Genomic DNA, 15,352 nt, shown 5'->3' with positions numbered 1-15,352 from the left:
TTAAATCGGCTCCTACTGAGCTAACCCTAATACCCTTTTTTAATAAGTGGTCTTTAATATCAAGAGTAGGAATAACGAAATTTGCAACCGCTGGATCTCCATTTACCCACTGAGACCAATAGCCTGAATTTTCGTCAGTAAGTTTAAAAATTTCTATGACTATTTTTTTACCCTCCAAGCCTCTACCACTTAGACTTAAGTTATCATCATAAAAATCAATTAAAAAGTCTGGATTGCCATCACCGTCTTGATCTTCATAATAATTTTCGAGTAAATCATCTGATATAGAGAAAACCTTACTATTTGCAGAACCACCTGAGGTTTGAGAATATATTTGGATTACAGTAAAATATATTAAAATATAAAATAATTTTTTCATTTAATCATTATTAAAACAATTAATAAAAATACTATTTTACAGGTTGTCAAAAAAAATATATTTTTCTTATATTTACATAAGTATTAATTAATTCATATTTAAATTAAAAAATCTACTCCTATTTATTTGCATTTCATATAGCACTAATAGTTTATAAAAAAATTTAGAAAGACAAAACTTTGAGATTTTAAAAATATTATCTGATTCATATTTTCTAAATATTCAAATCAATAATAACACTATATATGTTGGATATAATGATGGTTTATATGAGTATGATCTAAAAAAAGGATTAGAATTACTTGATTCAGATTTAAAAGGATATATTAATTCTAATTTAGAATTGGAAAAATTATCTAACATAAAATTTAGTTCTAAATACAATAACATTCTCCCGATAGACTATCGAACAAATAAAAAAACAATCATCTCTTTTGAACAATTATTAATGATAATTTCTAGAGGCAAATTATTCAAATTTAAACCAAAACCAAAATCACTTTTAGAACTGGAACGGGATGAAAAAATAAACAAATTACAACAGATTAGACACATTATTTCAGCTGCGGATGAGAACAAGATGAAAAGGAAGCATATTTGTATTTCGAGTTTTCATATTAAATTCTATTTTTTAATCCTTTTAATTAATAATGCCATCTAACAAAAGCTTCCATAGCTGCATAATGAGCTAAACCTAAAACATCATATAAATCAGCAGTTTCTTTATTTCTATCTTCTGCACGTTGCCAAAACTCTCTACTATCTGCACCTTGAAACACAACACCATCTTTTTGAGATTGGTGTTTAAAAATTCCTCTTCTTTTTTCTAGAATTTGATCTGGCCCCATAGGAACTGCCATCTCTATTTTATCAATTTCCCACTCTTGCCAAGCACCTCTGTACAACCAAACCCAACAATCTTTCATGAATTTTTTAGGTTTCAATTCTTTTACGGCAGCAAAAATGGCATCTAAACAAACCTTGTGTGTTCCATGAGGGTCTGCTAAATCTCCTGCTGCATATATTTGATGAGGCTTAATTTTTTCTATTAAAGCAGTCGTAATATTAACATCATCTACTCCAATAGGTTTTTTCTCTATGGTACCCGTTTCGTAAAAAGGGAGTTCCATAAAGTGTATTTGACTATCTGGAATACCAACAAAGTGACACGTTGCTCTAGCTTCTCCTTTTCTTATCAAACCTTTAATATATCTAACTTCTGGAGTATCTATTTCGCTTGATTTTTTATTATTTAAAAATTTTACTGCGTTTTTATAAATATTTTGAGCTTCATTATTTTCTATCCCAAATTTATCATTATAATCACAAACAAAACTTGCAAATCGCAATGCTTCATCATCTTCAACTGCTATATTTCCTGAAGTTTGATAACCTATATGCACTTCATGACCTTGTTGTTGTAATCTTTTAAAAGTACCTCCCATACTAATGATATCATCATCTGGGTGTGGGCTAAATATTAAAACACGTTTTTTGGCAGGTTCTGCTCTTTCTGGTCTATTCTTATCATCTGCATTTGGTTTACCTCCTGGCCAACCAGTAATAGTACTCTGTAACTTGTTAAATATTTTGATGTTTATATTGTATGCAGATCCATTTTCAGTTAACAAATCACTCATTCCGTTTTCAATATAATCATCATCAGTTAACATTAAAATTGGTTTTTTTAAATGTAAGGCTAAACTTAAAACTGCTTTTCTAATTAATTGATCTGTCCAAACTATTTTTTCTACTAACCAAGGTGTATTAATTCTTGTTAGTTGAGAAGCAGCAGCCTTGTCTAAAATGAATGTTGCATTTCTATGTTCTTGCAAATAAGAAGCAGGAACTTGACTTGTAACTTCATCTTCTACAGAAGCTTTTATAATATTTGCTTTGCGTTCTCCCCAAGCCATTATGATAACTCTTTTGGCTTCCATTATTTTTTTAACCCCTAATGTTATAGCTGTTCTAGGAGTATTTTCTAAGCCAGAAAAATCAGCACTCGCTGCTACTCTTGTAATATGATCTAAAGCGACTAACCTCGTTTTTGAATTCTGTAACGATCCAGATTCGTTAAAACCAATATGACCATTACCACCAATTCCTAAAATTTGTAAGTCTATACCTCCAAAAGCTTCAATTTTTGCTTCATACTGCTCACAATAAATTCTAATCTCTTCTTTTGTTAATCTTCCTTCTGGAATAAAACAATTTTCTGGTATAATATCTATATGATTAAACAATTGTTCTTTCATAAAACGAACATAACTATTTACAGAATCTGGTTCCATAGGATAGTATTCATCTAAATTAAAAGAAACTACATTTCTAAAACTTAAACCTTCTTCCTTATGAAGTCTAACTAATTCAGCATACAATCCTTTTGGAGAAGAACCTGTTGCTAAACCCAAAACACAAGTTTGTTTCTGAGCTTGCTTTACCCTTATTAGGTCTGCAATTTCTTTTGCTATTGATTTTGAAGCAGTAGAAGAGTTCTCGTAAACTATGGTTCCAATGTTTTCAAATCTTTTTTCGAAACCTGTTGCTTTGTCAATTTTACTTTTTAACATGATTTGTTTTTTATTTCTATGAAAGTTTATTTATTATTTACTCCAATTTTTAATTTTATGTCCCCAAATTGCAAAAAAGAGAATGATTATATAACATGGAATTAAAATCCAGTAACTACTTGTAGAAGAAGATGCTAAAGCATCAACCTCTTGGACTCCATTTGCAATAAGTTCATGTTTGTTAGCGTCTACAATTCTACCATACAAAGGAGGTATGATTGCTCCTCCAGAAATCGCCATAATTAGTAATGCGGAAGCTGTTTTGGTATACTTTCCTAAGCCCTCTAAAGTTAAAGGCCAAATTGCTGGCCATACTAATGCGTTTGCTATACCAAGGCCAGCAACAAATAATACAGATGTAAAACCTGTTGTTTTTATGATACAGAAACTAAATATAATTCCTAAAACGGCACTTACAATAAGTGCAGTTTTTTGTTTTATGTATTTTGGAATTAAAAAGACTCCTAAAGCATAAGTTGCCACCATTGCTAATAAAGTATAAGTGGTAAAGTATTTTGCTTCTTCACCTGTAAAGCCTAATGAAATTCCGTAAGCAATAATAGTGTCTCCTGCAATAACTTCTGCCCCCACATAAACAAATAATGCCAAAACACCTAACCATAAATTCGGGAATTGAAAAATACTTGTTTTAGCTGTTTTACCTTCTTCTATTGTTTCTGACTGATCTGCTTCAACATTTGGTAAAGGTGCTTTTCTGATTAAAACACCCAATAAAAACAATACAATTGCCATTACTACATAAGGCATAAAAACACTATCTGCCATTGTATTTAACAATGTGTTTTTTTCTTCTAAAGATGCCCCTGTTAATTTTTCTTTTGTTTTATCTATCCCAGATAATAACAACGCTCCAAAAATTAAAGAACCTAACGCTCCTGCAATTTTGTTAGCAATTCCCATAATTGCAATTCGTTTTGCTCCGCTTTCTATTGGTCCTAAAATCGTGATATAAGGGTTTGCAGCTGTTTGTAAAATAGTCATACCAACACCTTGAATAAAAATACCCGATAAAAACACCCAATAAGTTCTAGCTTCTGCAGCTGGTATAAAAACTAAAGCACCTATTGCCATAATTATTAATCCTAAAGACATTCCTTTTTTGTACCCTATTTTATTTAGAATATAAGAAGCTGGTAAAGCCATCACCACAAAAGAAATATAAGAGGCCGAAGCTACTAAATAAGATTGTGCATCTGTAAGCTCATTTATGGTTTTCATAAATGGTATTAATGCCCCATTTATCCATGTCACAAAGCCAAAAATAAAGAAAACTCCTGCTATTATAAATATAGGTACTAAATTGTTGTTCTTTTGTTTCATAATTTTAAATCTAGTGGTTTTATTAAATGTTTAAAGTGTCTTTTCTACAAAACTTTCTATTAATTTAAATTGATTCCTAGCTCTGTCTAAATTGTGCTCTGGATAGTTCGTTTTGTAATAAGTATCATTATTTAAATAATCTGTTAAAAAACGAAGTCCCATTATAAAGATCATAGTTTTAGCAGCTAAAGGCAAATATTTTAGCTCTGTTTCAGCTAAAGAATCTTTTGTCTTTTCTAAATATCCTTTTTTATAGGCTTTATAATATTCTAAATTGAACTCAACCTTAGAAAGGTCTTTTTCATCTTCTGCTGCTGTATTGCAAATAGTTCTAATTGCATCTCCAAAATCATAATGAATAATACCTGGCATAACTGTATCTGTATCAATCATACAAATTCCTTTGCTATTTTTATCAAACAAAGAATTTGATATTTTAGTATCATTGTGAGTTACTCTTGTTGGTATCTCTCCATTTTCTTTTAAATTTTGAAGAATGTGCATTTCTTCTTTTAAATTGGCAATTAACTTTGTGTATTTCCCTGCTTTTTGAAGTCTTGTTTTTAAAGCACTTTGAACAGCAGATTTGTATTGTTTAAAGCGAAAAGACATGTCATGAAAATTAGGAATAACTGCTATCAATTGGCTGCTATCAAAATCTGAAGTATCATTTAAAAACTGACCTAAAAGCTTACCTCCTTCGAAAGCAATTTTTGTATCTTTTACAACTTCGTAAGTAACACTATTGTCTATAAAGATCATAACATTCCAAAACCCTCCATTTTCTTTATGATAATAAAAATCGGTGGTTTTTGATTTTACAAAACTTAATACTTTTTGATTTAATGCTTCTTCTGAAAGATTTGGATATTTACTTTTTATATGCTCACTGGTAAGTACTTTATTATTCACCAAACCAGGGACATCTTTAAAGATATGATGATTTATTTTTTGTAAAATATAATTCCTATCCTCTTTTGTTTTTACCAAAAAGGTATCATTTATATGACCAGAATTTAACTCTGAATGACTTATATATTCTGATTTGTGATCAAACTCATTAAATATGTTTTTTAAAGTGTTTGCTTCCATATTAGTTCCATAAGTATTTTGGATAAACTCCGTTTTCTTTTAATTTATTAATCTCTTTTTGTGCTTTTTGTTTATCATCACTGTAGGTAACTCCAAACCATTTTGAGTCTGATTCCAAGACTTTTACAGAAGCTTTTTCAGATTCTAACATTCTATTTACAATAGAAGGTAAATAAAATTCTGCTTTTAAATTACCAATATTTTCTTCTAAAAAATCTAAAAACAAAGCACCTCCAAATTCAAAACACTTTGGGGTAAACCCCCAAAAATTCATTGAAACAATTGCCTCTTCATTGATAAGAATCATTTCTCCTTGATTATTTTCACTTTTTAAGCTTCCGTCTATTTTTTCGATTCGAACTCTTTCTTTAATCGCTGTTAAATAACTCTTTTCGTCTAGCGTACATTCTCCTCTTGAAACATAACCATTATCTGATACTGTATTCTTTAAAGAATATGCTACCATAGAAAAGTTGTAACTATTTTTGTCTGTATTTCTTAACTGATTTGCAATAGCATCAAAAGCTTGTCTGCTGTAAAAATCATCTGCGTTTATAATGGCAAAATTTTCTTTAACAACATCTTTTGTCATTAATAAAGCATGCCCAGTTCCCCAAGGTTTTACTCTATCTGGGTTGATGTATTTTTCTGGAATACTGTCTAATTCTTGATACACGTATTCTACCTCAACTCTTCCAGCTAATTTTTTATCAAAAATGGCTTTAAATTCTGCTTGAAAACTTTTTCTGATGATAAAAACCACTTTACCAAAACCTGCTTGAATGGCATCATACAAAGAAAAATCGATTATAGTATCGCCTTCTGGGGTAAATGTGTCCATCTGTTTTAGACCTCCATACCTACTACCCATTCCTGCTGCTAAAATTACTAATATGGGTTTACTCGAACGATCCATTTCTATGCTTAAAGTAATGTGTTTAGTTTTTATATTAATACGTATCTTTTATCCAATTGTAAGGTTTGCGTTTTACCCACATGCCTCTAGTAAAATCTGGAAAATCTTGCGGTGCTCCATTATTTTCAATTGAAAGTTCAGATAGTGGTGTAACTGCACTCCACGCTGCTGCATCATAAGCATCCATTGGTGGTGCTAAGTTTTCTTTTGCAGACTCTACAAAAGCATTCATAACAAAGAAGTCCATACCTCCATGACCTGAACCTGAGGCGTATTCGCCATATTTTTTCCATAATGGGTGATCGTATTTTTTCAACCACTCATCCATGGCCTCCCACCTATGCGTTTTTGTTTTACCTTCTATATGAATTCTCTTTGTAAAATAATCGAAATTAGCAAGACCTTGAGACCCTTGTACTTCAAAACCTAATGAGTATGGTCTTGGTGAATTAACATCATGTGTAACGATAATTGTTTCTCCATTGGCTGTTTCTATAGTAGAAGTAATAATGTCACCTTGTTTCCATTTTAAATTTGCATTAGGGTGATTACTTCCTCCAACTTCATTTATGTACTTATTCAATCCTACAGATTTTGTGGCATGAGATGTCATACTAACAAATCTATTCCCTCTATTGACATCTGCCATAGTAGCAACTGGACCCAAGCCATGAGTTGGATATACGTCTGCATTTCTTAGCAAAGAGTGCTGTGTTCTCCATACTGATTCAGAAATTCCTTTCTCACCAAATTCAACTCCTTTTCCATATGCTGTTTTTCCGTCATTTAACTTTACATGTCTTAAATCATGCTTGTAACCACATCTAAAATGCAATAACTCTCCAAAAACATTTTGTTTTACCATGTTTAAAACTGCTAAAACATCTCTTCTGTAATTAACATTTTCTAATATCATTAAATGAGAACCAGTTTTCTCGTGAGTATTCACTAAATCCCAACACTCTTCTAACGTATTCGCAGCGGAAACTTCTATACCGGTATATTTGCCTGCCTTCATAGAATCTACAGCCATTTTTGTATGCCAAAGCCAAGGAGTAGATATTATTACTGCGTCAACATCTTTTAGATCTAACAAGTTTCTATAATCAAGATCGTTCTTTCCAAATACTTTAGGTGTTCTGAAACCTGCTTCTTTAATTCTGGAAAGTGACAAATCAATTCTTTTTTCATCGATATCACAAATTGCTGTAATTTTTATATCTTTTCTTCTTAAAGCATTATTTAAATGATTAACACCTCTTAAACCTAAACCTATAAAAGCTAATTTTAGCTTATCTTTTTTAATTGATTCAAATGCTCCAAAAGATAAATTTGGCATCAGCGAAATTCCAGCAGTAGTAAGTACTGATTTTTTTATAAAATTTCTTCTTGTTGTATTTTTCATTTTTTAAAATTTATATTTAAAGGAATAGCTTCTGTGAGTTAACAGACCAAATAAACAATAACATTTTTTTTTTAAACACTCTTATATTATTTTAAAAGTTAACTATCTTCCATTTTTAAAAAGATATAGGTATTAAATCTTTTACAACCTCAATTACTTATCAACATACAACTTAAAAAACTAACTATAATCAAAGAAAGGTTTTTTTTATAAAGTTAAACAATGTACTTAAATAGTTCATATATATGTTTATATCTAATACGACATACGGTTTTAATTGAATGTTTAACTAATTTTACATCCAATGATTATTTATTTTTGATGATGAAAAAAACCTTAACCCTAATTTTATTAGCTATAGCATTAACTAGCTATTGTCAATCACCAAACATTATTTTAATAATGACAGATGATATGGGAGCAGAATGTCTACAAAGTTATGGCGGAGGTTCTGGTGTTGTTTATAACTCTGGTAATTCGGGCAGTATTGCACAACAAACCAATTTCAACACTCCTAATTTAAATAAATTGGCTAATGAAGGTATGCAGTTTAACCATATGTATTCTCAGCCCATTTGTACATCATCTAGAGTTAAGATTATGACCGGACAGTATAATTTTAGAAATTATACTGAATTTAAAGACCTGAATAGAAATGAACCTACCATAGCCCATATTGCCAAAGCCGCTGGTTATAAAACTGGTATTGCTGGAAAATGGCAACTTAACGCAAATACTACCGAAGACTTTAGTGCCAGTAGCGGTTGGGATGAATATTGTTTATGGTATTTTGACGACTATTTTGAGCGTTACAAAAATCCAACCTTAAAAAGTAACGATACACGTATTGCCACTATTAGCCCTGGAAAAAAAACAGGGACTGTTAACAACGCGCTAACGGGTGTGCTTAATGCTACAAATACAGTTAGAGACTATGGCCCAGACATTAATTCAGATTTTATAGTAGATTTTATCAATAGAAATAAAGACGAAAAATTTTTAGCATACTATACCTGCGTACTGCCTCATTATCCTTTTGTACCTACTCCAGATCAACCTGCAGTTTATGCTACAGGAGCTGGTGATGGCAAAAATGAAAACGACAAGTATTTTCCGCATATGGTAAATTATATGGATAAACTTATTGGTAAAATTATGCAAGCTTTAGAAGATAATGGTATTGCAGACAATACTGTAATTATTTTTACCAGTGACAATGGTACACATAGACCATTAAACACCATATTTGCAGATGGTAAAATTTACAAAGGTGGTAAAGGAAAATTAACTAATAATGGCAACTGGGTACCATATATTGTAAAATGGCCAGGAGTTATTGCTGGAGGGCAACAAAGCGATGTAATGGCAGACTTCTCTGATGTGTTGCCAACTATAGCTGGTATTATTGGCGAAACTGCACCAACCCTAAAAAGAGATGGTACTACACCAAATAAGATAGATGGCCAAGATTTAACCCCTTACTTTAAAGGAGATAATTTTACCTCTAGAGGATGGGCTGTAGTTAATTACGAGCCAAAACGTAACACAGAAGAAAAAGGGAAGTTTATTAGAGATCAAAAATATAAATTTTATGATGGTCGTAAAAGCAAAACCCAACAAGCAGACCCCAACGATATTACAGGTTGGTATCGAGTGCTTGCAAAATATCATAAAACAGAACACAAGGTAATAGATCCAGAAAATTTACCCGACCAAACAAAACGAAATGAGATGGTCGCTTTTATGGATCAATTGTTAGAAGAAGGCAACAATAATGATCAGCATCCGTTTTTTGACACCACAAATAGCGGTGTGCCCACTAGAGACGGCAAAGCAATGACAGTTGCAGAAATTTTAGCTCTAGAACAATCTTTAGCTACCCATAAAGAAAAAGATTTAAGCCACTTAATCACTTCATCCAATCCATCAAAAGGTGTATTTTCTGTTAAAGGACTAGAAAGTGATACTGCAGAAATTAAAGTATTTGATATTCTTGGAAAAACCGTTTTTTATAAAAGGTGTAAGGTAATAAATGGAAATGTTTCCATTAATTTATCAAATAAAAACGATGGGATTTACATTGTGTTGCTTAAAACTAAAAAAGGGGGGCTTATTGCTAAAATAATTAAAGAAGACTAACAAATTACAGTACCTTTTTTCTATTACTCCTAGGTAAAATTGTCTAAAAAACAACATAAACACAATATTTAACCCATAAAATACAATTGTTAACGTTGTAAGTAATTATAATTTATAGTTTTATAACATATTTAATATTTATATTATGAATAAAATTACATTATTATTAGCGTTTTTCATTGCACATTTGACTGTGAACGCACAAAAAACTTGGGATTTTAACACAAATGCCGAAAGTTGGACAAACCACCAAACAGGGGATAGCCCATCTGCTACAGTTGTTACCCATTCACAAGGGAAAATTATAGCTTCTTATGCAGCAGATACAGAATTGCCTGGTATTGCTGAGACTTCATTTCCAATTACTTCAGATGGTACCGAAGACTATATTGCAATTACATTGTTAAACCAAAACGTAAATGCTAAATATTTATGGCTTAGACATGACAAAGGTTCTTTAGGAACTGGTGTAATCACTTACGACCCTGTAAGAATAAAAAACAACAGTGATAATGGTTTTGTAACCTATGTTTTTGTATTGGACGATAATGAATGGAAAAACAGTACAAATGCTCATGACGATTACAGATTTTACTTAACACAAACAACTTCTAATGCAAGTGGAAACAGAACCATTGCTGATGACCCAGATGGTGAAGGAGATTTAATTGTAGATAAAATTGAGTATTTAACAGACCGTCCTGCAACAACTAAAATTTCATTTATAAATGAAAGTAAAAATGGTTTTCTTACAGATGTAGGTGATAGTGAATCTTTTGCTATTGGAACAGGTCTTACAATGCCGATGACGGGTGGTAATCAGAGATTGAGTTCTGACTATTGGGCTGCCGAAAATATTGGAACTGGTACAGGTGAAAATGATTTGATGATTATAAGAATAAAAAATGAATCGGCGAATGAAATCATGAGAATAAACTCTTCTTCATTTGCAAGTAATGCAATGGATTTTGTAATGTCTACTAATGATACAGAAGTTAAAGAATACATTGTTCCTTTACATCAATTGATTAACAGTGGTACAAACCCTTGGACTGGAAATGTAAATAATTTTAGATTTAACCCAAAAACATTAGAAGGCTCTTTAGGTGCAGTAACAGCAGGTACACCTTCTGGCGCTATTACTACATATTCTACTGGTATTATTTCTAACCCTACAGCAGGTGATCTTACAATTGAATCTATAGAATTTGCTTCAAGTAGCGCAAGATGGTCAGGAGCTACAGATACAGATTGGGCTACAACAACCAACTGGGTATCTGGTGCTGTTCCTGGTGCTTCAGATAATGTTACCATACCAAGTGGTTTATCAAATTATCCTACAGCTGCAGCTGCAGTTACAGTTGCTTCTATTACTATAGATGCTGGTGCTGCTTTTACTGCAAATGATGCTGTTACTGCTAATGTAACTATTGAATCTGGTGGTTCTTTTATTGCAACTTCTACGGTTACAGGTACCGTTACTTATAATAGAGGAATAGATACAAATAACTGGCATTTAGTATCAAGCCCTGTTTCTGGTGAAACTATGACAGATATAGCAGCTAACAACTCTTTATTAACGAACGGAAGTAGTGTAGTTAGTTTTGCTGCTTATGACAATACACAAGCAGTAGCTGCAGACAGATGGTCTTATTTTGCTTCAGGTGCTTCTACTACATTAACAGATGGTAAGGGATATTCTACAAAAGCAGCAGATACAGGTGACTTATCTTTTGCGGGTTCTTTTAATGATGCTGATGTAACGATTGCTTTAACTCAAGGAGGAGCAAGTGGTACTAATTTTAATGCATTAGGAAATCCTTTTACATCTTATGTAAATACAGGTACATTTTTAACAAATGAAACTGCAGACTTAGATAGTGAAACCATATGGGTTTGGGATCAAGAAAATAGTGCTTATGCTACTAAAGTAACAGAAAATGCTTTTAAATTAGCTCCTGGTCAAGGATTTTTTGTTGAGGCAAGTTCTACAAACGATGTAACTTTTACAGAAGCAATGCAATCTCATGAAACTACAGATACTTTTCTTAAGTCATCGAAATCAGAAATTAAATTAAACATTACTGATGGTACGTCTAACAGATATGCAGAAATCTATTATATAGAGGGTGCAACAACTGGTTTTGACAATGGTTATGATGGAAAATTATTTGGTGGTTTTAGCCATGATTTAGCTGTTTATTCAAAATTAATTGCGGGTACTAATGATAATAAATATCAAATACAATCATTGCCTAATACTGATTTAGAAGCAATAGTAGTTGCTATTGGTGTAATAGCAAATGCAGGTAAAGAAATTACTTTTAGTGCAGAAACTTTAAACATTGCTAGCGGTTTAAATGTGTATTTAGAGGATAGATTTGAAAATACGTTTATCAATTTAAGTGAAACTACACATAAAGTAACCTTATCAGAAAATAGTAATAGCACTGGAAGATTCTTCTTACATACAAAATCTCAAGGTGCTTTAAATACAGATGATTTTGTTTTAGACAATATAACGATTTATAAAAAAGATAATTCTTTAAGAATTGTTGGAGCTCAAGGAAAATCTAAAGTTAAATTATTTAATATTTTAGGAAAACAAATATTAAGAAGTTCTTTTACCGCTAATGGTGTAAAAGATATTCTTTTACCAAAATTGGCAAGCGGAATTTACATTGTGCAATTAGAAACTACTGAAGGTAGATTAAACAAGAAAATTATTTTAGAATAATCTTTAGAAAGAAAAATTAATTTACAAAAAATACAATCATGTCAAAAAATATAAAAAAACAAGAAGAAATTACTCGTAAAGATGCTATTAAAAAAATAGGAAATTACGGTAAATATGCAGCGTTAACTGCTTTAGGTACGTATATGATACTAAACCCTCAAAAAGCACAAGCTGCTTCTCCAGAAGCACCTGGTACTGGGTTTTAAAATATGAAACTATTCACAAATTAATCTTTAGCGTATTTTTTACTCTAAAGATTAATTTTTATATTTAAACATTAATTTAAAAAGAATCATCATGAAAAAAATTACAATTATTACACTATTATTAACGCTTCCATTTCTTGCAAGTGCGCAAGTAATACAAGAATGGGATTTTACAAATGATGCCGAAGGTTGGTCTGAGCATAATACAACTGCAAGCCCATCTACAACAAGTGTAACTCATAGTGCAGGACAAATTACAGCAAGCTATGCTGCAGATACTGAATTACCAGGTATAAAATGGGTTGTAGCTTCTAATACTGGTATTCCTACTAATGGTACACAAGATTTCATAGCAATCACTATGAAGAACGAAAATGTAAATGCCAAATACCTATGGTTTAGAGCAAAAAGAGGTTCTACTGGGACGGTAAGTACTTTTGGTCCTGTAAGAATTGGTAGTAATGATACTGATTTTAGAACACACATATTTAAATTAGATGGTGGTGATAATTGGGGAGATTTAAACCCTCAATATGATATTAGATTCTATTTAACTGAAACAACATCAAATTCTTCTGGAGATAGAACCATTGCGCTAGATACTGATGGCACTAGCGATCTTATTGTTGATAAAATTCAAATTTTTGACAATAAACTATACAAACACGAATATATTTTTAAAGAACAAGGCTTACTTGGATGGGAAGTAGATAATGCTATAAAAGCTATATTAGTTGAAACTGCAGGAATGCGTTTAGAACCTACTGGTGGTGGATCTAGAGTAATTCTAGGGGACTACAAGATAAATGCTAATACTTACAAATACATAAGAGTAAGGTATAAAAATGAAAGTGCTACCAACAACCATATACAATTTAATGTATTAGATGGTGTAAGTTCTGGAGATATTTCTATAAATACCTCTTCAGCGGATGTTGAAGAAGTAGATATAGATATGAGTAGCAATACTGCTTGGACTGGAGATATTGCAGCCTTAAGATTATTTGTAAAGAAAGATGGTGCTGCTGCTGATACTGGTGTTGATAACAGACTTATAATTGAGTCTATAGGATTTCTTAATACACTAAGTACAGAAGATATTACTAAAGACGATGCTAGTATTTCGGTTTTTCCAAACCCAACAAGCAATATTTTTACGATAAATAGCTCTAGAGCGGTAGAAAAAGTAGAAGTTTTTAGTGTATTAGGGCAAAAAGTTTTAGAAGTAAATTCAAAAACAATAAACTTATCTAGTGTTGCTAAAGGTGCATACATCCTTAAAGTATATCAAGAAAACAATGTTGTTTCTACAAAACGTATTATTAAGCAATAATAATTAACGTTTTTTAAGAATAGTATTTTTATTAAAAAGCCTCATAATCTAAATTTTATGAGGCTTTTATATTGAGTTTAAGTAACAAAAAAGACAGAACGATGATAAGTCGAAAAAAATTAATTTTTTTTACTATATTAATTTTAAGTATTGTTTCTATAATAATATTCAAATTTAAAAACGAAATAAAGAATGAGCCACAGCAAGAAAACAAAATAAAATTACCTGGCGATAAACTTACTAATTTTGTGTTATCAAGGGGTGAAGAATATAAATTAATAAACTCAGCAATTAAGCAAGATTACAATATATCTTTTGACGGAAATATTGTTAGTTTCGACACCCTTATTATTGGAAAAGGAACAAAAAGGTTTGCGTCTAGTTACATTATCATAACTCCAGACAGCCTAATTTTCAATAGAAAGTATCGCAGAAGAGTAGCCAAAACTTACTACAAGCACAATTTAAGTCTTAAAAACAATATAAACATAAACATCAGTAGAAATGTAAGCTCAACGCTTGTTCAGGTTATTAATGAAAAAGACACCCTTAAAATTACTTCTGACTTTATTGGGATGAAAAGACCGTTTATTCGTTCTATTGGAAGTGTCATCAATGTAAATGAATTTAAATTTACCTGTAAAGATTATAATTCAGACGTATTTGTATTTGGAGATAGTTATGTAAATGTTTATAGCCCTGCACGTTGGCCATATTACACCTATAAAGATTATACGTTTTTCTGTGATGGAATGCCAGGAGGAAGATCGGTAGCGTCTTATGATTTCTTAACTTCAGCATTGGCTATTCACAAACCTAAATATGTGATCTGGTGTTTAGGAATGAACGACCATAGCAAAAACAAGAAAATAAATTCAAGTTGGAAACGCAATGCTAAAAAAGTGATGGCATTATGTACGGAGAACAACATCAACCTAATTCTGGCAACGATTCCATCGGTTTCCAAAAGAAATAATATGGCTAAGAACAAATTTGTTAGAGCATCTGGCTACAGGTATATCGATTTTGACAAAGCTGTATCTGATGGCATGGGGAATTGGAAAAATGGAATGTTAGCTAAGGACGGAACGCACCCATCAGCATTAGGAGCTAAAGCATTGGCCGAACAATTTTTAAAAGACTTTCCAGAAATAAAGAGCTATAAAAAATAAAATATGAATTATCTTTATAAGATTTTATTAAACCTTTTAACATCTAATAAAAAATGTGA

11 protein-coding genes are annotated in these 15,352 nt (G+C 31.4%); 5 read left to right on the top strand and 6 right to left on the bottom strand.

From position 1 onward, the window contains the following. The 6 genes from Q0L44_RS04285 to Q0L44_RS04260 all read right to left on the bottom strand — a co-directional run. Positions 1-379 (bottom strand): hypothetical protein (locus Q0L44_RS04285; protein WP_296635737.1); only part of this gene is annotated, 379 nt, incomplete at its 3' end. Positions 380-1,023: 644 nt separating this feature from the next. Continuing rightward, on the bottom strand, positions 1,024-2,952 hold the full coding sequence (nagB, locus tag Q0L44_RS04280; RefSeq protein ID WP_296635735.1) for a glucosamine-6-phosphate deaminase: 1,929 nt from the start codon (positions 2,950-2,952) through the stop codon (positions 1,024-1,026). A gap of 33 nt (positions 2,953-2,985) precedes the next feature. Beyond that, positions 2,986-4,293 (bottom strand): sugar MFS transporter, encoded by a 1,308-nt coding sequence (locus tag Q0L44_RS04275; RefSeq protein ID WP_296635733.1) that lies wholly within the window; start codon positions 4,291-4,293, stop codon positions 2,986-2,988. Positions 4,294-4,323: 30 nt separating this feature from the next. Beyond that, positions 4,324-5,385: an aminoglycoside phosphotransferase family protein gene (locus Q0L44_RS04270; protein WP_296635730.1), complete on the bottom strand. Its 1,062-nt coding sequence runs from the start codon at positions 5,383-5,385 to the stop codon at positions 4,324-4,326. 1 nt (position 5,386) lies between these two features. Further along, positions 5,387-6,301: a sugar phosphate nucleotidyltransferase gene (locus tag Q0L44_RS04265; RefSeq protein WP_296635728.1), complete on the bottom strand. Its 915-nt coding sequence runs from the start codon at positions 6,299-6,301 to the stop codon at positions 5,387-5,389. 34 nt (positions 6,302-6,335) lie between these two features. Then, positions 6,336-7,706 carry a Gfo/Idh/MocA family oxidoreductase gene (locus Q0L44_RS04260; protein ID WP_296635726.1) on the bottom strand — a complete coding sequence of 457 codons (1,371 nt, stop codon included), beginning with the start codon at positions 7,704-7,706 and terminating at the stop codon, positions 6,336-6,338. 324 nt (positions 7,707-8,030) lie between these two features. On the opposite strand from Q0L44_RS04260, the gene Q0L44_RS04255 reads away from it, so the two are divergent. From Q0L44_RS04255 to Q0L44_RS04235, 5 genes are all read left to right on the top strand, one after another. Then, positions 8,031-9,845 carry a sulfatase-like hydrolase/transferase gene (locus Q0L44_RS04255; RefSeq protein WP_296635724.1) on the top strand — a complete coding sequence of 605 codons (1,815 nt, stop codon included), beginning with the start codon at positions 8,031-8,033 and terminating at the stop codon, positions 9,843-9,845. A gap of 145 nt (positions 9,846-9,990) precedes the next feature. After that, complete coding sequence (locus Q0L44_RS04250) at positions 9,991-12,582, top strand: T9SS type A sorting domain-containing protein (RefSeq protein ID WP_296635722.1); 2,592 nt, start codon at positions 9,991-9,993, stop codon at positions 12,580-12,582. A 38-nt stretch (positions 12,583-12,620) separates the two neighbouring features. Next, positions 12,621-12,788 carry a hypothetical protein gene (locus Q0L44_RS04245; protein WP_296635717.1) on the top strand — a complete coding sequence of 56 codons (168 nt, stop codon included), beginning with the start codon at positions 12,621-12,623 and terminating at the stop codon, positions 12,786-12,788. Positions 12,789-12,879: 91 nt separating this feature from the next. Further along, a complete protein-coding gene (locus Q0L44_RS04240) occupies positions 12,880-14,121 on the top strand; it encodes a T9SS type A sorting domain-containing protein (protein WP_296635714.1) in 1,242 nt (413 codons plus the stop codon). Positions 14,122-14,222: 101 nt separating this feature from the next. Continuing rightward, a complete protein-coding gene (locus tag Q0L44_RS04235; protein WP_296635713.1) occupies positions 14,223-15,293 on the top strand; it encodes an SGNH/GDSL hydrolase family protein in 1,071 nt (356 codons plus the stop codon). Positions 15,294-15,352 lie beyond the last annotated feature (59 nt).

It is taken from the genome of Polaribacter sp., from assembly GCF_024639685.1.
Classification (GTDB): Bacteria; Bacteroidota; Bacteroidia; order Flavobacteriales; family Flavobacteriaceae; genus Polaribacter.
This window is presented reverse-complemented; position numbering and strand designations above follow the sequence as displayed.